The organism is Hyunsoonleella rubra (assembly GCF_042684665.1).
Taxonomy (GTDB): domain Bacteria; phylum Bacteroidota; class Bacteroidia; order Flavobacteriales; family Flavobacteriaceae; genus Jejuia; species Jejuia rubra.
This window is the reverse complement of the sequence record NZ_JBHULY010000027.1, coordinates 14816-33527: the sequence shown is the minus strand read 5'-3', so window position 1 is coordinate 33527 and position 18712 is coordinate 14816. Positions and strand designations below refer to the sequence as shown.

16 protein-coding genes and 5 tRNA genes are annotated in these 18712 nt (G+C 38.4%); 2 read left to right on the top strand and 19 right to left on the bottom strand.

All coding sequences use genetic code 11. The features are described 5' to 3' along the window. Positions 1-32: 32 nt before the first annotated feature. On the bottom strand, positions 33-242 hold the full coding sequence (locus ACFSR8_RS12520; RefSeq protein ID WP_380292529.1) for a hypothetical protein: 210 nt from the start codon (positions 240-242) through the stop codon (positions 33-35). Between the two features lie 379 nt (positions 243-621). Between ACFSR8_RS12520 and ACFSR8_RS12515 the strand changes: the two genes are divergently transcribed. Then, complete coding sequence (locus ACFSR8_RS12515) at positions 622-2211, top strand: peptide chain release factor 3 (protein WP_380292527.1); 1590 nt, start codon at positions 622-624, stop codon at positions 2209-2211. Between the two features lie 130 nt (positions 2212-2341). Further along, positions 2342-2575, top strand: coding sequence for a (4Fe-4S)-binding protein (locus ACFSR8_RS12510; RefSeq protein WP_380292525.1), 234 nt, complete (start codon positions 2342-2344; stop codon positions 2573-2575). 61 nt (positions 2576-2636) lie between these two features. Here ACFSR8_RS12510 and ACFSR8_RS12505 read toward each other — a convergent pair whose 3' ends face one another. The 18 genes from ACFSR8_RS12505 to rpsU form a co-directional block, all read right to left on the bottom strand. Then, positions 2637-2954 carry a DUF3467 domain-containing protein gene (locus tag ACFSR8_RS12505; protein WP_130938142.1) on the bottom strand — a complete coding sequence of 106 codons (318 nt, stop codon included), beginning with the start codon at positions 2952-2954 and terminating at the stop codon, positions 2637-2639. A 144-nt stretch (positions 2955-3098) separates the two neighbouring features. Beyond that, positions 3099-7400 carry a DNA-directed RNA polymerase subunit beta' gene (rpoC, locus tag ACFSR8_RS12500; RefSeq protein WP_380292523.1) on the bottom strand — a complete coding sequence of 1434 codons (4302 nt, stop codon included), beginning with the start codon at positions 7398-7400 and terminating at the stop codon, positions 3099-3101. A gap of 75 nt (positions 7401-7475) precedes the next feature. Further along, positions 7476-11288 carry a DNA-directed RNA polymerase subunit beta gene (rpoB, locus tag ACFSR8_RS12495; RefSeq protein ID WP_380292521.1) on the bottom strand — a complete coding sequence of 1271 codons (3813 nt, stop codon included), beginning with the start codon at positions 11286-11288 and terminating at the stop codon, positions 7476-7478. A gap of 196 nt (positions 11289-11484) precedes the next feature. Next, positions 11485-11865, bottom strand: a complete 381-nt coding sequence (gene rplL, locus ACFSR8_RS12490; RefSeq protein WP_380292519.1) for a 50S ribosomal protein L7/L12 — start codon at positions 11863-11865, stop codon at positions 11485-11487. Between the two features lie 64 nt (positions 11866-11929). Continuing rightward, on the bottom strand, positions 11930-12451 hold the full coding sequence (gene rplJ, locus ACFSR8_RS12485; protein WP_380292517.1) for a 50S ribosomal protein L10: 522 nt from the start codon (positions 12449-12451) through the stop codon (positions 11930-11932). A 20-nt stretch (positions 12452-12471) separates the two neighbouring features. Further along, positions 12472-13161, bottom strand: coding sequence for a 50S ribosomal protein L1 (gene rplA / locus ACFSR8_RS12480; protein ID WP_186558968.1), 690 nt, complete (start codon positions 13159-13161; stop codon positions 12472-12474). Positions 13162-13180: 19 nt separating this feature from the next. Next, the gene (gene rplK / locus ACFSR8_RS12475; RefSeq protein ID WP_186558966.1) at positions 13181-13618 is read right to left on the bottom strand and encodes a 50S ribosomal protein L11; all 438 of its coding nucleotides are present in this window, start codon (positions 13616-13618) and stop codon (positions 13181-13183) included. A gap of 70 nt (positions 13619-13688) precedes the next feature. Then, on the bottom strand, positions 13689-14243 hold the full coding sequence (nusG, locus tag ACFSR8_RS12470) for a transcription termination/antitermination protein NusG (protein WP_186558964.1): 555 nt from the start codon (positions 14241-14243) through the stop codon (positions 13689-13691). Positions 14244-14254: 11 nt separating this feature from the next. Next, on the bottom strand, positions 14255-14452 hold the full coding sequence (secE, locus tag ACFSR8_RS12465; protein ID WP_186558956.1) for a preprotein translocase subunit SecE: 198 nt from the start codon (positions 14450-14452) through the stop codon (positions 14255-14257). Positions 14453-14585: 133 nt separating this feature from the next. Continuing rightward, positions 14586-14658 (bottom strand) — tRNA-Trp (locus ACFSR8_RS12460). Between the two features lie 121 nt (positions 14659-14779). Beyond that, the gene (tuf, locus tag ACFSR8_RS12455; RefSeq protein WP_380292514.1) at positions 14780-15967 is read right to left on the bottom strand and encodes an elongation factor Tu; all 1188 of its coding nucleotides are present in this window, start codon (positions 15965-15967) and stop codon (positions 14780-14782) included. Between the two features lie 58 nt (positions 15968-16025). Continuing rightward, positions 16026-16097 (bottom strand) — tRNA-Thr (locus tag ACFSR8_RS12450). A gap of 87 nt (positions 16098-16184) precedes the next feature. Beyond that, positions 16185-16257 (bottom strand) — tRNA-Gly (locus ACFSR8_RS12445). A gap of 144 nt (positions 16258-16401) precedes the next feature. Continuing rightward, positions 16402-16484 (bottom strand) — tRNA-Tyr (locus ACFSR8_RS12440). A 225-nt stretch (positions 16485-16709) separates the two neighbouring features. Then, positions 16710-16783, bottom strand: a tRNA-Thr gene (locus ACFSR8_RS12435). Positions 16784-16885: 102 nt separating this feature from the next. Beyond that, complete coding sequence (gene hpf / locus ACFSR8_RS12430; RefSeq protein ID WP_380292512.1) at positions 16886-17188, bottom strand: ribosome hibernation-promoting factor, HPF/YfiA family; 303 nt, start codon at positions 17186-17188, stop codon at positions 16886-16888. A gap of 142 nt (positions 17189-17330) precedes the next feature. Continuing rightward, the gene (locus tag ACFSR8_RS12425) at positions 17331-18221 is read right to left on the bottom strand and encodes a tyrosine-type recombinase/integrase (protein WP_380292510.1); all 891 of its coding nucleotides are present in this window, start codon (positions 18219-18221) and stop codon (positions 17331-17333) included. Positions 18222-18507: 286 nt separating this feature from the next. After that, positions 18508-18702, bottom strand: coding sequence for a 30S ribosomal protein S21 (gene rpsU, locus ACFSR8_RS12420; protein WP_380292508.1), 195 nt, complete (start codon positions 18700-18702; stop codon positions 18508-18510). Positions 18703-18712: the final 10 nt, after the last annotated feature.

Genomic DNA, 18712 nt, shown 5'->3' with positions numbered 1-18712 from the left:
ATAACCTTAATTCTCTCTTTTGTTCTTTCTGGTTAGTATCCAAATTTACAGAGAATCAAACTTAAGTCAGTATATAAATAACGAGAGCCTTGCTGATTTAAAGTTCCCGAAAGCAGTGTTGGTCCTTGAGTTCCACCAAATGTTGGTGTTGCTTGAGAAAAAACAGTTAATGGTCCTAAAAAAAGGCCAATTAAAAGGAGTAACTTAAAATATTTGTTTTTCGTTTGGTAAAGATTTGCCATAATAGTGTTGAGCTATGCTTTAGTTTTCAATTCAACTTTCAACTTGGATGTAAAAAAAATGAGATTACTTATATTGAGAGACTGTACAGTGGATATTTGAGAGTATTTTTTGTAAAATTAACATTTGTTAACAAACATGCGAATAGTTGCAGAATAATTAAATTCATAAGTTAGTTTGTAAAATATGCTTTTCTGCAAATTATTAAAATTATTGCCGTCTAAGTGCTGTGCATAACTACGCAATGAGTACGCGAATTTGATTTAAAACAGTAAAACTTAAAAAAAATCAATAAATCAAGTACATTCACATATCAAAAAGATAAGTGACTATGTGCAGCAGAATGCCTTTTAAAATTTATCTTTGCCGAAATTTATTTTTATGTCTTTTATTAAGGAAATTGAGCGCAGACGTACCTTCGGAATTATTTCCCATCCAGATGCGGGTAAGACTACTTTAACGGAAAAACTGCTGCTTTTTGGTGGTGCAATTCAAGAGGCAGGCGCCGTAAAAAGCAATAAAATTAAAAAAGGAGCCACCAGTGATTTTATGGAAATTGAGCGCCAACGGGGTATTTCCGTTGCGACTTCCGTACTTGCTTTTGAATACGACGGTATCAAAATCAATATTCTGGATACACCTGGACACAAGGATTTTGCTGAAGACACTTTTAGAACCCTTACTGCTGTTGACAGCGTAATAGTTGTAATTGATGTAGCCAAAGGGGTTGAGGAACAAACGGAAAAACTAGTTGAAGTGTGCCGTATGCGTAATATTCCCATGATTGTTTTCATCAACAAATTGGATAGAGAAGGAAAGGATGCTTTTGATTTGTTAGATGAAGTTGAGCAAAAGTTGGGTTTGAAAGTCACTCCTTTGAGTTTTCCTATCGGAATGGGTTATGAATTTAAAGGGATTTACAACCTTTGGGAGAAAAACATCAATTTGTTTAGTGGCGATAGCCGAAAAGATATTGAGGAAACTATCGAAATTTCGGATTTATCCTCCCCTGAATTGGACGAATTGGTTGGTGAATCTTCTGCTAATACACTGCGCGAAGAAATAGAATTAGTGGAGGGTATTTATCCACAATTTGATAAAGATGCCTATTTAGAAGGTAATCTGCAACCGGTATTTTTTGGTTCGGCCCTAAACAATTTCGGTGTTCGGGAATTATTGGACTGTTTTGTTGAAATTGCCCCAAAACCCAGACCCAAAAATAGTGAGGAGCGTTTGGTAAAACCTAATGAGGACAAATTCAGCGGTTTTGTGTTTAAGATACACGCCAATATGGATCCCAATCACCGAAACAGGTTGGCTTTCGTGAAAATTGTTTCTGGGGAGTTTAAACGCAATACACCTTATTTGCACGTTAGGCACAATAAAAAGGTGAAATTTTCTAGCCCGAATGCATTTTTTGCTGAAAAAAAGGAAATTGTAGACGTTTCCTATCCCGGTGATATCGTTGGACTTCAAGATACGGGAAATTTCAAAATAGGAGATACGCTAACCGAAGGTGAAGTATTGAACTATAAGGGCATTCCTAGTTTTTCACCTGAACATTTCAGGTACATCAACAACGCTGACCCATTGAAATCAAAGCAGTTATACAAGGGTATTGACCAGTTGATGGATGAAGGTGTAGCCCAATTGTTTACTTTAGAATTAAATGGCAGAAAGGTTATTGGCACGGTTGGAGCACTTCAATATGAAGTCATTCAATACCGATTGGAACATGAATATGGGGCAAAATGCACCTACGAAAACTTGAATGTGCACAAAGCATGTTGGGTAGATCCGGAAGATGAAAAAATTGAAGAATTTGAAGAGTTTTTAAGGGTGAAACAACGGTTTTTGGCCAAGGACAAGCAAAACCAATTGGTGTTTTTGGCGGATTCGGCCTTTTCGCTCCAAATGACCCAGCAAAAATACCCAAGTATCACATTCCACTTTACTTCTGAATTTGAATAAAATCCGTATGTATTTCATCGGAAAAAGCGTATTTGACATATTTTTTTGCGCGATTGAACGAATTTTTAGGACTTAAAAATCAACTCTTTATAAATTGTATCTTAGAAATCAACCCCAAATTGATGACACCATGGAAATAGAATCTAAAGAATTTAGCAACAAGGATATTACGGTAACCTATGACCCTTGTCTATGTACACTTTCAAAAACTTGTGCCCGAGGATTGTCTCATGTATTTAGTGATACAATCATCCCTTGGGTAAATTTAGACGAGGGCAAAACCGACGAAATTATCAAACAAATCAAACAATGCCCATCTGGAGCCTTGCAGTATTATAAAAAGAACCACAAACAAGCTATATAATTAAATTCCGAATTGAAACAAAAAATCCTTTGAACATGGTTCAAAGGATTTTTTTATGTTTTTAAGCTTGACCAGTTGGGCCGAAATTTAACGGAATTGGAGGTTGTTCATAGTCTTTTATCTCCCCGTGGGCATTTTCAAACCTTGCCACGTTATCTCCTAGCGCTTTCAATAGACGCTTTGCATGCTGGGGTGTTAATATAATTCTGGATTTTACCTTATTTTTTGGTACTCCGGGCATAATATTAACAAAATCCACTACAAATTCTGAGACCGAATGATTGATGATGGCTAAGTTGGAATACGTGCCTTCAGCAACTTTTTCATCCAGTTCAATATTGATTTGACCTTGTTTTTGATTGTCTTTTTCGTCTGCCATAATAATATATTGTTTTAATAAAAAAAGCCTTCAATACTATCTAGATTGAAGGCCTTTGTTTTTATGAGACACTTCGACTACGCTCAGTGTAAATTCGACTTACAGATTTCACTGCGTCTAAGATTTGTGAAGCCAGAGTCTCATTTAATTAAAGTTCATTTCCTGCTTCACCTGCATCATTTCGTCAAATTCTTCTTTAGAACCAACGATGATGTCCGTATAATTTCTCATACCCGTACCTGCTGGAATTCTATGTCCAACAATAACGTTTTCCTTCAATCCTTCTAAAGAATCCACTTTACCGGCAACCGCAGCTTCATTCAATACTTTTGTGGTTTCCTGGAAGGAGGCCGCAGAAATAAATGATTTGGTTTGAAGCGAGGCTCTTGTAATACCTTGTAGAATAGGTGCCGCCGTTGCAGGCTTGGCATCCCTTGCTTCCACAAGTTTTTTGTCCTCCCTTCTTAAGATAGAATTCTCATCCCTTAAATCACGAGGCGAAACAATTTGACCCGCTTTTAAGTTGGTGGACTCTCCAGCATCTTCTACTACCTTCATTCCGAAAATTTCATCATTTTCTTTAATGAAATCATCTTTATGCGCCAATTGATCTTCTAGGAAGATGGTATCACCAGAATCAATGATTCTTACTTTACGCATCATCTGTCTTACAACAACTTCGAAGTGCTTATCGTTAATTTTCACCCCTTGTAAACGGTAAACCTCTTGTACTTCGTTCACTAAATATTGCTGTACCGCAGAAGGCCCTTTGATATTCAAGATATCGTTTGGGGTGATAGAACCATCTGATAAAGGCATACCTGCTTTTACATAATCATTCTCCTGAACAAGGATTTGATTAGAGAGTTTAACTAAGTATTTCTTAATCTCACCTAACTTAGATTCTACGATAATTTCGCGGTTTCCACGTTTGATTTTTCCGAAAGACACAACACCATCAATTTCACTAACTACAGCAGGGTTTGAAGGGTTACGTGCTTCGAATAGCTCAGTTACACGTGGCAAACCACCCGTAATATCGCCAGCTTTGGCAGATTTACGTGGTATTTTTACCAAGATTTTACCCACTTTAATTTTCTCGCCATCATCAATCATCAAGTGAGCACCAACTGGTAAGTTGTATGAACGTATAGTTTCACCTTTTCCATCTTCAATATGAAGTGTTGGTATCAACTTTTTATTTCTAGATTCAGAAATTACTTTTTCTTGGAATCCTGTCTGTTCATCAATTTCAACTTGGTATGTCACACCTTGCTCGATGTTTTCATATTTAACCTTACCGGCAAATTCTGAAATAATCACACCATTATATGGGTCCCACTGACATACCACATCACCTTTCTTCAATTCCTGACCATTTTTAACAAAAATGATGGAACCGTAAGGAATGTTGTTTGTACTTAAAGTGATTCCTGTTTTCTTATCTACAAGTTTGATTTCAGACGTTCTGGAAATTACGATATCCGCTATATTACCTTCGCTATCTTCACCTTTTACAGTTTTCAAATCTTCGATCTCAGCAATTCCGTCGAACTTCACTGCCAATTTGTTATCCTCAGAAATGTTACCTGCAATACCGCCCACGTGGAAAGTACGTAATGTCAACTGAGTACCTGGCTCACCAATAGATTGCGCAGCGACAACACCAACAGCTTCACCTCTTTGTACCATCTTACCAGTCGCAAGGTTACGTCCGTAACACTTCGCACAGATACCTTTAGTAGCCTCACAACTTAATGGAGAACGTACTTCCAAGGTCTCGATTGGAGAATCTTCGATAGCCTTAGCGATATCGTCATCAATTAACTGCCCTGCAGCAACTAATAATTCATCGGTTTGAGGATCGTATGTATCGTTTAATGCCACACGGCCAACGATACGTTCTTCCAAAGTTTCAACAACCTCATCATTTTTCTTCAAGGGCGCTACTTCAACCCCTCTTAACGTACCACAATCTTCTATATTAATAATAACATCCTGAGATACATCCACCAAACGACGTGTTAAGTAACCCGCATCAGCAGTTTTAAGTGCCGTATCTGCCAGACCTTTACGTGCACCGTGAGTAGAAATAAAGTATTCCAAAATTGAAAGCCCTTCCTTAAAGTTAGAAAGAATTGGGTTTTCAATAATCTCACCTCCACCTGCATTAGATTTTTTAGGCTTGGCCATCAAACCACGCATACCGGTCAACTGACGAATTTGCTCCTTAGAACCACGAGCCCCGGAATCCAACATCATATACACAGAGTTGAATCCTTGTTGATCCTCACGGATACGCTTCATGGATAACTCAGTTAATTCCGCATTTGTCGATGTCCAAATATCAATTACCTGATTATAACGTTCGTTGTTGGTAATCAATCCCATATTATAGTTGCCCATAATACCGTCCACCTGCTTATTGGCAGCATCAATCATACCTTGCTTTTCTGGTGGGATAATAATATCTCCCAAGCTGAACGACAGACCACCTTGGAATGCAAAATTAAATCCTAAAGTTCTAATGGCATCCAAGAATTCTGCTGTTTCTGGAACGGATGTTACTTTAAGGATTTGACCAATAATATCCCTTAAGGATTTTTTCGTCAATACCTGATTGATATATCCAGCAGCTTGAGGTACATGTTGGTTAAAAAGAACACGACCTACAGTAGTCTCGACAATCATTCTATCTAATTTACCATCTTTATTAATGTCGATGGTTCTTACCTTGATTCCTGCATTCAAACCCACTTTCTTTTCATTGAATGCAATTTCTACTTCTTCTGGAGAATAGAAAGTCAACCCTTCACCTTTAATCGGTAATTCCGGCGTAGACTTCCGCTCTTTGGTCATATAATACAAACCAAGTACCATATCCTGTGAAGGTACGGTAACAGGTGAACCATTTGCAGGGTTTAAGATATTATGTGATGCCAACATTAATAATTGACATTCCAAAATCGCCTCTGGCCCTAATGGTAAATGTACCGCCATTTGGTCACCGTCGAAATCCGCGTTAAATGCGGTACAAACTAACGGGTGCAACTGGATCGCTTTACCTTCAATCAACTTAGGCTGGAAGGCTTGAATACCTAAACGGTGTAATGTAGGCGCACGGTTTAGTAATACCGGATGCCCTTTAAGGACGTTTTCCAAGATATCCCAAACCACTGGCTCTCTTTTATCTATAATTTTCTTTGCAGATTTTACTGTTTTTACAATACCTCTTTCGATTAATTTTCTAATCACGAAAGGCTTGTATAATTCAGCCGCCATGTTCTTTGGCAATCCACATTCGAATAATTTTAATTCCGGACCAACAACAATTACAGAACGCGCAGAATAATCAACACGCTTACCTAAAAGGTTTTGACGGAAACGTCCTTGCTTACCTTTTAAAGAATCCGATAAGGATTTTAATGGTCTGTTAGAATCTGTTTTTACTGCTGAAGACTTACGTGTGTTATCAAATAATGAATCCACCGATTCCTGTAACATACGTTTTTCATTACGTAAAATTACTTCAGGCGCTTTGATTTCAACCAAACGCTTCAAACGGTTGTTACGGATAATCACACGACGGTATAAATCATTCAAATCAGACGTTGCAAAACGACCACCATCTAACGGAACTAACGGACGTAATTCTGGCGGAATGATTGGAATTACCTTCATAATCATCCACTCCGGTCTGTTTTCACGATTGTTATTAGACTCTCTTAAAGCCTCAACAACTTGCAAACGTTTTAACGCCTCCGTTTTACGTTGCTTAGACGTTTCAGTATTCGCCTTGTGACGTAATTCATAAGACAATCCTTCTAAATCAATACGCGCCAATAAATCGATTAAACACTCAGCACCCATTTTAGCGATGAACTTATTTGGGTCTGAATCTTCTAAATATTGATTTTCTTGAGGAAGTTCCTCAAGGATATTTAAGTACTCTTCTTCAGTAAGGAAATCCATTTTTTGCAATGGCTCACCTTCCTCATTTTTAGCCTCACCAGGTTGAATCACCACGTAACGTTCGTAGTAAATAATCATATCCAATTTCTTGGAAGGTAAACCTAATAAATATCCTATTTTATTTGGCAACGAACGGAAGTACCATATATGCGCCACAGGTACTACTAAATTGATGTGCCCTACACGATCACGACGTACTTTCTTTTCAGTTACTTCGACACCACAACGGTCACAAACAATACCTTTGTAGCGAATTCTTTTATATTTTCCACATGCACATTCGTAATCCTTTACAGGACCAAAAATACGCTCACAGAACAAACCATCACGTTCTGGTTTGTGAGTTCGATAATTGATAGTTTCTGGTTTTAAGACTTCACCTCTAGATTCTGCTAAAATAGACTCTGGTGATGCTAAACCAATTGAGATTTTGTTAAACCTCTTAACTGTATGTTTATCTTGTTTTCTTGCCATGTTTTTTTAGTTTTCAGTCTCAGTCTCAGTATTCAGTTGCTATAAACTGCATACTTCGACTGCCAACTTTAAGTTTTACTCCTCTAGTCTGATGTCTAATCCTAAACCTTTCAATTCGTGCATTAATACGTTGAAAGATTCTGGTAAACCAGGATCAGGCATTGGTTCGCCTTTTACGATACTTTCGTATGTTTTGGCTCTACCAATTACGTCATCAGATTTTACAGTTAAGATCTCACGCAGAGTACTTGATGCGCCGTAAGCCTCAAGTGCCCAAACTTCCATCTCACCAAAACGCTGACCACCAAATTGTGCTTTACCACCAAGCGGTTGTTGCGTAATTAATGAGTAAGGTCCAATAGAACGTGCGTGCATTTTATCATCAACCATGTGACCTAATTTCAACATGTAAATTACACCTACAGTCGCTGGCTGATCAAAACGGTCTCCAGTTCCACCATCATATAAATATGTATGACCGTATCTTGGAATTCCAGCTTCATCAGTTAAAGCATTGATTTGATCAATGTTCGCACCATCAAAAATTGGAGTCGCATATTTTTGACCCAATTTTTGTCCGGCCCATCCCAAAACAGTTTCATAAATCTGTCCGATGTTCATACGAGAAGGTACACCAAGTGGGTTCAATACGATATCTACAGGTGTCCCATCTTCTAGGAATGGCATATCTTCCTGACGAACGATACGTGCCACGATACCTTTGTTACCGTGACGTCCCGCCATTTTATCACCAACCTTAAGTTTACGTTTCTTAGCGATGTAAACTTTAGCCAGTTTGATGATACCTGCTGGTAATTCGTCACCAACTGAAATGGTAAACTTCTCGCGACGCAAGTTTCCTTGCAAATCATTTTCCTTAATCTTATAGTTGTGAATTAACTCAGAAACTAATTGATTCGTATGGTCATCAGTCGTCCATTTACCAGACACTAAGTGTGCATAATCATCAACAGCGTTTAACATTTTAAGCGTGAACTTCTTACCTTTTGGCAATACTTCTTCACCTAAATCATTAAAGATTCCCTGAGCTGTTTTTCCGTTTACTATAGCAAACAGTTTTTCAACTAAAACATCTTTAAGTTCATCAAACTTTCTGTCGTATTGTGCTTCAAGAGCTAAAATATCGTCTTTATCCTGAGCTCTTTTACGCTTATCTTTTACCGCTCTGGCGAATAATTTCTTATCAATTACAACACCATTCAACGAAGGCGACGCTTTTAATGATGCATCTTTTACATCACCAGCTTTATCACCGAAAATGGCACGTAATAATTTCTCTTCCGGCGTTGGGTCAGATTCACCTTTTGGCGTAATCTTACCGATTAAGATATCACCAGGCTTCACTTCGGCACCAACGCGAATCATACCATGCTCGTCCAAGTCTTTAGTAGCCTCTTCGGAAACGTTTGGTATATCATTCGTTAACTCCTCGTTACCCAGTTTTGTATCTCTTACTTCAAGAGAATATTCATCAATATGGATAGACGTGAAAATATCCTCACGAACCACTTTTTCAGAAATTACAATCGCATCCTCAAAGTTATATCCTTTCCAAGGCATGAAGGCCACTTTCATATTTCTACCAAGTGCCAATTCTCCTTTTTGAGTAGCATAACCTTCACACAATACTTGACCCTTAGATACTTTATCACCTTTTGTAACAATAGGTTTTAAGTTGATAGAAGTACCTTGGTTAGTTTTTCTGAATTTTACTAACGGATACGATTTGATATCAGAATCAAAACTTACTTTAGCTTCGTCTTCAGTACGATCGTATCTAATTTTAATTTCATTAGCATCAACATAAAGTACTTCACCTGATCCTTCAGCATTAATCAATACTCTGGAATCTGATGCTACTTGACGCTCTAAACCTGTCCCAACTATTGGAGAATCCACTCTTAATAACGGTACCGCTTGACGCATCATGTTAGATCCCATCAATGCTCGGTTTGCATCATCATGCTCCAAGAATGGAATCAAGGAAGCCGAAATTGATGAAATCTGGTTAGGTGCCACGTCAGTGTAATGTAACTCATTCGGATCAATCACTGGGAAGTCACCTTCCATACGCGCAATTACCTTATCGTGCTGAATTTTTCCATCACCGTCTACTTCAACAGTAGCTTGAGCAATCAGTTTTTCTTCCTCTTCCTCCGCACTTAAATAAGTTGGTGCGTTTTTGATGTCAACCACACCGTTTTCAACTTTTCGGTAAGGTGTTTCAATGAATCCCATTGAATTCACTTTAGCAAAAACAGACAGTGAAGAAATCAAACCAATGTTTGGTCCTTCAGGTGTTTCAATCGGACATAAACGACCGTAATGCGTATAGTGAACGTCACGAACCTCAAAACCTGCTCTTTCACGTGATAAACCTCCAGGTCCTAAAGCGGATAAACGACGTTTATGCGTGATCTCCGCTAACGGATTGGTTTGATCCATAAACTGAGATAACTGGTTTGTTCCGAAGAATGAGTTGATAACGGAAGATAATGTCTTCGCATTAATCAAATCGATCGGGGTAAATACCTCGTTATCACGAACGTTCATACGCTCACGAATGGTACGTGCCATACGCGCTAAACCAACACCAAACTGAGACGACAACTGCTCACCTACTGTACGTACACGACGGTTTGATAAGTGATCGATATCATCAATCTCTGCTTTGGAGTTAATCAACTCAATTAAATATTTTATGATGGTAATGATATCTTCCTTGGTCAAAACTTGTTTGTCCATTCCGATATCCAAACCTAATTTTTTATTCATTCTGTAACGACCTACTTCACCCAAAGAGTAACGTTGGTCCGAGAAGAATAACTTATCTATGATACCACGCGCCGTTTCCTCGTCTGGCGGTTCTGCATTACGCAATTGTCTATAGATATGTTCAACAGCCTCTTTTTCAGAGTTTGTTGGGTCTTTTTGAAGTGTATTATGAATAATGGCATAATCGCCTTTATCCTGATCTTCTTTGTGTAACAAGATCGTTTTTACACCGGCTTCAAGAATTTCTTCAATATTCTCTTTATCTAAAATAGTATCGCGATCCAATACAATTTCGTTACGCTCGATAGATACTACTTCACCTGTATCTTCATCCACAAAATCCTCGTGCCATGTGTTCAATACGCGTGCCGCTAACTTTCTCCCTAAATATTTCTTTAAACCTGTTTTAGAAACCTTAACCTCTTCGGCTAAATCGAAAATCTCTAAAATATCTTTATCACGCTCGAAACCAATCGCACGGAACAAGGTAGTTACAGGTAATTTTTTCTTTCTATCAATGTAGGCATACATTACCTGATTGATATCCGTAGCAAATTCAATCCAAGAGCCTTTGAATGGAATTACCCTTGCTGAATACAATTTTGTACCATTGGCATGGAACGACTGACCAAAGAAAACCCCTGGAGAACGGTGTAACTGAGATACAACCACACGCTCTGCACCATTGATAACAAAGGTGCCACTTGGTGTCATGTAAGGAATAGTTCCTAAATAAACATCTTGAACGATAGTTTCAAAATCTTCATGCTCAGGATCGGTACAATATAATTTTAAGCGTGCTTTTAATGGCACAGAATAAGTTAACCCTCTTTCTATACACTCTTCAATAGCATAACGTGGTGGGTCGATGAAGTAATCTAAAAATTCTAAAACGAATTGATTACGAGAATCTGTAATTGGGAAGTTCTCCATGAAGGTATTGTATAACCCTTCATCACCTCTCTCTTCAGATTTAGTTTCAAGTTGGAAAAAATCCTGGAAGGATTTAATCTGGATATCCAAAAAATCAGGATATTCCGTTCTATTTACAATAGAGGAGAAATTTAATCTTTCAGCTTGTGTTGACAACATCAATGGACGGAATTTTGATTAAAAAATATGATGATAGTGCTTAAAAACACTAGTAATTCAGCCTAATTTTTCACCTACTTAAAAAGGCTGTTTTAGCAATTTTTTTGTGCCTATGTTTATAGACGCAAAATGGTCTAGGCCACGTTCCGCGTATTACGGAACCGGCCTAAACCTTTGTATTGTTGAGTAGTTAAGCTTACTTAAGCTCAACCTCAGCTCCTGCTTCTTCTAATTGAGCTTTAAGAGCTTCAGCTTCGTCTTTAGCAACACCTTCCTTGATTGGAGATGGTGCCTCATCAACTAATCCTTTAGCTTCTTTCAAACCAAGACCAGTTAATTCCTTAACTAATTTTACAACTGCCAATTTAGATCCACCTGGAGCTTTAAGGATTACATCAAATTCTGATTTTTCCTCAGCAGCTTCACCACCACCGGCAGCACCTCCACCAGCAGCAACAGCAACAGCGGCTGCAGCAGGCTCGATACCATACTCATCTTTTAATATAGTAGCTAACTCATTAACTTCTTTTACAGTTAAGTTAACCAATTGTTCTGCGAAATCTTTTAAATCTGCCATTTTTTCTATCGTTTTAAAAATGTTTTAATAATAATATAATTGTAAAAAGTGCGTACTTGTTAGATTATCCTTCTTTTTCGGATAATGTTTTAATGATGCCCGCCAATGTGCCTCCACCTGATTTAAGTGCAGAAATAACATTTTTAGCAGGAGATTGAAGCAACGTTACGATTTCTCCAATCAACTCATCTTTAGACTTAATGTCTACTAATGCATCCAATTGCTCATCACCAATGTAAATCGCTTCCTCGATGAAAGCCCCTTTTAATACTGGTCTTTCTGATTTCTTTCTGAAAGCTTTGATGACTTTGGCTGGTGCATTACCAGTTTCAGAATACATTACGGAAGTATTCCCTTTTAAAACCGATGGAAGTTCACCAAACTCTTTGTCTGAAGCTTCCATAGCTTTTTCAAGTAATGTATTTTTCACTACTGACATGCTTACGTTGGCTTTAAAACAAGCACGACGTAAATCTGATGTAGACCCTGCATTCAATCCTGAAATATCAGTTAAATAGATATTTGTGTTATCGGCTAATTGTGCAGTTAAGTCTTGAATTACTTGCGATTTTTCTTCTCTTGTCATAATAAAAGGTATTTAACTGATTAACCAATTTTAGGATCTACAGCAACGCTTGGACTCATAGTAGAAGACATAAAAATACTCTTCACATAAGTACCCTTTGCAGTAGTTGGTTTCAACTTTAATAATGTTTGTAATAATTCATTTGCGTTACCCGCAATTTTATCAGCACTGAAGGATGCCTTGCCTATAGCCGCGTGAACGATTCCAGTTTTATCGACTTTAAAGTCGATTTTACCAGCTTTTACTTCGCTAACTGCTTTGGCTACATCCATAGTTACCGTACCTGTTTTAGGGTTTGGCATTAAACCACGAGGTCCAAGGATACGTCCTAAAGGCCCCAATTTACCCATAACGGCAGGCATTGTAATGATAACATCCACGTCGGTCCATCCGCCTTTGATTTTATCAAGGTATTCGTCCAAACCAACGTAGTCCGCTCCAGCTTCTTTAGCTTCGGCTTCCTTATCCGGTGTTACTAATGCTAATACTTTCTTGTCTTTACCAGTACCATGAGGAAGTGATACAACACCCCTCACCATTTGATTTGCTTTACGAGGATCAACTCCTAAACGCACAGCTAAGTCAACAGACGCATCAAATTTAGTATTGGTAATTTCTTTGATTAGTGCAGACGCTTCATCAACAGAATAAAGCTTCCCTTTTTCAATTTTAGCTAAAGCCTCTTTTTGCTTTTTTGTTAATCTTGCCATTTTCTAATGTCTTTATAGATTAAGAAGGGAATTTCCCTGTTACAGTGATTCCCATTGATCTTGCTGTACCAGCTACCATTTTCATAGCAGATTCAACAGTAAATGCATTCAAATCTTGCATTTTGTCCTCTGCTATGGCTTTTACCTGGTCCCAAGATACTTTAGCTACTTTTTTTCGGTTTGGTTCGCCCGAACCTTTCTTCACCTTGGCCGCTTCTAATAATTGTACTGCAGCTGGTGGAGTCTTGATTACGAAATCGAAAGACTTGTCCTTGTAAACGGAGATAACCACAGGCAATACTTTACCTTGTTTATCCTGGGTCCTCGCATTAAATTGCTTACAGAACTCCATTATGTTTACACCAGCAGCACCTAGAGCGGGTCCGACCGGTGGCGATGGATTCGCAACACCTCCCCTAACTTGTAGCTTAACTACTTTTCCTAACTCTTTTGCCATGTTTTAAAATTTAAATGTAATAAGATTTAGTTTTGGAAGCTCTAAACTTATCTGATATATGTAACAATTATTAAATTTTCTCAACCTGCATATAGCTTAATTCCAATGGTGTCTTTCTTCCGAAAATCTTAACCATTACCTCAAGCTTACGCTTTTCTTCGTTTATGTTTTCGATAGTACCATCAAATCCATTGAATGGCCCATCGATTACTTTTACGGTTTCGCCTTTTGTGAATGGAATAGCCACATGGATGTTATCATCCTCAGCCAATTCGTCCACTTTACCTAACATTCTGTTAACTTCAGATTGTCTTAATGGCACAGGGTCCCCTCCTTTAGTTTCACCTAAAAAACCGATGACGTTAGTTATGCCTTTTATAATATGTGGTACTTCTCCTGTCAAATTCGCTTGAATCATAATATATCCCGGAAAGAATACTTTTTCCTTTTGAATTTTCTTTCCATTACGAATTTGAATCACTTTTTCAGTCGGCACCAACACTTGGTCTACATAATCCTGCATACCCAAACGAGCAATTTCATTCTCGATATAGGTTTTGATTTTGTTTTCCTGACCGCTTACAGCCCTAACAACGTACCATTTTTTTTCACTTACTTCAGACATACCGCTTGCTTTTATCCGTTAATCCAATCAAAGTAAAGTGTAACAACCTTGCTCAAAACTGTATCTACTCCCCAAATAGCCAATGAAAAGATGATGGAGAACACAGCTACGATAACTGTTAAATTCTGCGCTTCGGCCCAAGTTGGCCAAGACACATGGTTCTTTAGTTCTTCAAACGATTCTTTTACGTATGTTACGATTCCAGCCATTTTATTTCTTTTTTTCAGGAGTTAACCTGATTTATCTATCAAGGTAAAAAATACCAAATGTTCTTAGCACGGGTTGAGAGACTTACTTCGACTACGCTCAGCATAAACTTCTCGCTCGCAATCCTTTGCTTCGCACGGGTTGAGAGACTCGAACTCCCGACACCAGGTTTTGGAGACCTGTGCTCTACCAACTGAGCTAAACCCGTGTTTGGATTAGTGCTCTACCTCCCGATAGCTATCGGGATGAGCTAAACCCGTAAATATAAGTCAAAAGGCATCACGCCTTTGGCGTGATACCTTATGAGTCATATTATATTAAACTAGTGTTTAGTCTAAAATCTCAGTTACCTGACCAGCACCAACTGTTCTACCACCTTCACGGATAGCGAAACGTAAACCTACGTTCATTGCAATTGGTTGAATCAACTCAACAGTAATCGTTAAGTTATCTCCAGGCATTACCATCTCAACTCCATCAGGAAGCGCAATGTTTCCAGTTACGTCAGTTGTACGAACGTAGAACTGTGGACGGTAGTTGTTGTGGAATGGTGTGTGACGACCACCTTCTTCTTTCTTAAGGATATACACCTCAGCTTTGAATTTTTTATGTGGTGTTACAGAACCAGGCTTAGTGATAACCATACCTCTTGAGATTTGCGTTTTCTCAATACCTCTTAAAAGAATACCAGCGTTATCTCCAGCTTCACCTCTATCTAATATTTGACGGAACATCTCGATACCAGTAATAGTAGAAGTTAATTTCTCAGCACCCATACCGATGATTTCCACAGGGTCTCCAGTGTTAGCAACACCAGTCTCGATACGACCAGTTGCCACAGTACCACGACCAGTAATAGAGAAAACGTCTTCGATAGGCATCAAGAAAGGCTTGTCCATATCACGTACTGGCTCTTCAATCCAAGTATCACAAGCTTCCATTAATTCCAATACAGTATCAACCCACTTTTGCTCACCGTTAAGTGCACCTAAAGCAGAACCTGAAATTACAGGACCGTTATCACCATCATACTCGTAGAAGTTCAACAAATCTCTAACTTCCATATCAACAAGCTCTAAAAGCTCATCATCATCCACCATGTCAACTTTGTTCAAGAACACAACGATACGAGGAATACCTACCTGACGTCCTAAAAGGATGTGCTCACGAGTTTGTGGCATTGGGCCATCAGTTGCAGCAACAACCAAGATAGCACCATCCATTTGAGCCGCACCAGTTACCATGTTCTTTACGTAATCCGCGTGACCTGGACAGTCAACGTGAGCATAGTGACGGTTAGCTGTTTGATATTCTACGTGAGATGTATTAATTGTAATACCTCTTTCTTTTTCTTCTGGAGCGTTATCGATTTGGTCGAAATCCTTAGCTTCTGATAAACCTGCATCAGCTAATACTTTAGTAATAGCAGCAGTTAAAGTTGTTTTACCGTGATCTACGTGTCCAATAGTACCAATATTTAAGTGTGGTTTTGAACGATCAAAAGTTGCCTTTGCCATGTTTTAAATAATTTAAATCTTAGTTATATAATAATATTAGTGTATTCAATTTTTTTTGAGCCAATGACGGGATTTGAACCCGTGACCTCTTCCTTACCAAGGAAACGCTCTACCCCTGAGCTACACCGGCGATTTTTAGTTCCAAGTTCAAAGTTTAAAGTTCAAAGTTTTTCAACGATTCACTTTTTACCTATTAGCTAATAACTCAGTTTGTTTGAGCGGGAGACCGGGTTCGAACCGGCGACATTCAGCTTGGAAGGCTGACGCTCTACCAACTGAGCTACTCCCGCGTTTTGCAAGCCTAAAACTTGCTTGGTTTTTTTGGATTATCTCGCTTTGCTCGATGATCCTGGATTGGTGACCCAATCCAAATAATTTCTAAACGCAACCTTACAAAAGTGAACTTTTGACAGTTCCTTATTAGAAATCATATGTGGGAAGAGCAGGATTCGAACCTGCGAAGGTGAAAACCAACAGATTTACAGTCTGTCCTCGTTGGCCGCTTGAGTATCTTCCCAAAATGTTTGAATTTCACCCCAAAAAAACGGGACAAAATCCTAAAACAAAATTTCAAATAACATTCTCAAAACATTATACTTTGAGATTCCTGCTTTCGCAGGAATTTAGAGCCGATAGAGGGACTCCCTTCGACTACGCTCAGGATAAACTTCTCGTCCCAATTCCATTCAGTTTAGCATTTCAAAACCGTCCGGACACCTGATGCACTTTTCAAAATTTCAAGAGCCGATAGAGGGACTCGAACCCACGACCTGCTGATTACAAATCAGCTGCTCTAGCCAGCTGAGCTATATCGGCCTTTTTTTGACCTTTTTCCACATAAAAAAAGCCCGTTATTTCTAACGGACTGCAAATGTATAGATATTTTTAGTTATTCAAAACATTTTTTAAAAAAAATTATTAGGAATGCGCTCTTAACTTTTCTTTTCGCCTTAAGAGCTGTCGTTCTAAGGATGCTACGGCAGTATCCGTGCCTTCCTCAAAGGTTTTGCATTGTTTTTTTACCACAAAGCTGTCTCCAGGAACGCTTACTCTAACCTCAAAAATCTTATTCTCTTTGTCGCTAGTATTTTCAACCTTTAAATACACATCGGATTTGATGACCTTATCATAAAACATATCCAATTTGTCCATGCGCTTTTGAATAAAGTCTATCAATTTTTGGTCAGCATTAAAATTAACGGATTGCAGGTTTACTTTCATCTGTTTTTTAGGTTTTTAAAAAATCAGCTACACTTCGTGCAAGTATAAAATTCGCCTTGATTAAATAGGATTGGTATAACTCACTTTCGTCCAAGGCTTATTCCATATTCTAATTTTTTGGTTAGACAATGATTTAAAAGCACTAATTTTTACTTCTTGGGTGCGCCTTTAAATGTACTTTTTTAAGCTCGGCTATACTATTGTGCGTATATACCTGTGTTGCTGCTAAACTGGTATGGCCCAAAAGCTCTTTAACAGCGTTGAGATCGGCCCCTTGGTTCAGTAAATGGGTCGCAAAGGAATGCCTGAGAATATGCGGACTCTTTTTTACCTTAGAGGAGGCCTGACTAAAATAGTCATTTATTAGCCTGTAAACAAGTGTTTCGTATATTTTAACGCCTTTTTTCGTCAAAAGCATATGCTCGGAATCTTGGATGTTCTCCAGCTGGTTGCGGTGTTCTAAATACCTTTGCAAGGTTTGTTCCACCGATTTTAACAACGGCACAATGCGCTCCTTATTTCTTTTTCCGAGAACTTTAATGGTTTTATTGCCCATGTCGAAACTGGAACGTTTTAGTTCGATCAGTTCGATACGGCGAATACCTGTGGAATACAACAGTTCGATAATGAGCTTATCGCGCCAGCCTTCAAAGGAATCTTCAAAATGCAGTTCGTCCAATACCGTGGACACTTCGGCTTCAGAAAACGGCACCTGTACCCTTTTACTGGTTTTTAGGGCGCGGTGTTTGGCCAAGGGATTCACCTCAATGTCCCCAACTTTCAAAAGGAATTTATAATAAGTACTTAAAGAAGATATTTTGCGGTTGATGCTTCGGTTGGTCAGTCCCGATTCTACAAGTGCGACAATCCACGTTCGGATTTGGGCATAGTTGACCTTTTTAATGGATTTTGAGCCGTATTCCTCTGAAATGAATGCCTCAAACGATTCCAAATCCTTTTGATAAGCCTGCACCGTCAGCTTGGAGTAGTTTTTTTCTAAAAGTAGGTAATCTGCAAATTTGTTGAAAGGCATTCTTCGAGTTTAGAGTTTAGAGTTTAGAGTTTAGAGTTTAGAGTTTAGAGTTTAGAGTTTAGAGTGAATATACGATTTATTCAGCTAACCTTAAAACCTCCACACAATTTATAAAACCAATCCTATATACAAATAACCAATGCCGTGTCATGTCGAACAAGGTGAGACATCACATAATGAAAAGCACAAATAATGAGATTTCTCACTTCGTTCGAAATGACAAAATAATAGCGCATAAAAAAAGTCCCGCAAATTGCGAGACTTTTATATCTGTTTTGCAGAACGATTAAATATCCTCTGCATCTCTAAGTTGCTGAATATACTGCGCTTTTTGGATTTGGGCTCTGCGCTTTACGGAAGGCTTTACAAATTGCTTTCTAGTCTGCAACGCACGCTTAGTTCCTGTTCTGTCAAACTTTCTTTTAAAACGCTTTAAAGCTCTATCTATATTCTCTCCTTCTTTTATCGGAATTATTAACATAGTGTCTTAA

Bases quoted from the DNA above. Each gene is read 5' to 3' on its own strand.
- hpf (WP_380292512.1), bottom strand. From the start codon at position 17,188: ATGAAAGTAAACCTGCAATCCGTTAATTTTAATGCTGACCAAAAATTG.
- nusG (WP_186558964.1), bottom strand. From the start codon at position 14,243: ATGTCTGAAGTAAGTGAAAAAAAATGGTACGTTGTTAGGGCTGTAAGC.
- rplK (WP_186558966.1), bottom strand. From the start codon at position 13,618: ATGGCAAAAGAGTTAGGAAAAGTAGTTAAGCTACAAGTTAGGGGAGGT.
- rplJ (WP_380292517.1), bottom strand. From the start codon at position 12,451: ATGACAAGAGAAGAAAAATCGCAAGTAATTCAAGACTTAACTGCACAA.
- ACFSR8_RS12505 (WP_130938142.1), bottom strand. From the start codon at position 2,954: ATGGCAGACGAAAAAGACAATCAAAAACAAGGTCAAATCAATATTGAA.
- tuf (WP_380292514.1), bottom strand. From the start codon at position 15,967: ATGGCAAAGGCAACTTTTGATCGTTCAAAACCACACTTAAATATTGGT.
- ACFSR8_RS12425 (WP_380292510.1), bottom strand. From the start codon at position 18,221: ATGCCTTTCAACAAATTTGCAGATTACCTACTTTTAGAAAAAAACTAC.
- ACFSR8_RS12520 (WP_380292529.1), bottom strand. From the start codon at position 242: ATGGCAAATCTTTACCAAACGAAAAACAAATATTTTAAGTTACTCCTT.
- rplA (WP_186558968.1), bottom strand. From the start codon at position 13,161: ATGGCAAGATTAACAAAAAAGCAAAAAGAGGCTTTAGCTAAAATTGAA.
- rpsU (WP_380292508.1), bottom strand. From the start codon at position 18,702: ATGTTAATAATTCCGATAAAAGAAGGAGAGAATATAGATAGAGCTTTA.
- rpoC (WP_380292523.1), bottom strand. From the start codon at position 7,400: ATGGCAAGAAAACAAGATAAACATACAGTTAAGAGGTTTAACAAAATC.
- rplL (WP_380292519.1), bottom strand. From the start codon at position 11,865: ATGGCAGATTTAAAAGATTTCGCAGAACAATTGGTTAACTTAACTGTA.
- ACFSR8_RS12515 (WP_380292527.1), top strand. From the start codon at position 622: ATGTCTTTTATTAAGGAAATTGAGCGCAGACGTACCTTCGGAATTATT.
- ACFSR8_RS12510 (WP_380292525.1), top strand. From the start codon at position 2,342: ATGGAAATAGAATCTAAAGAATTTAGCAACAAGGATATTACGGTAACC.
- secE (WP_186558956.1), bottom strand. From the start codon at position 14,452: ATGGCTGGAATCGTAACATACGTAAAAGAATCGTTTGAAGAACTAAAG.
- rpoB (WP_380292521.1), bottom strand. From the start codon at position 11,288: ATGTTGTCAACACAAGCTGAAAGATTAAATTTCTCCTCTATTGTAAAT.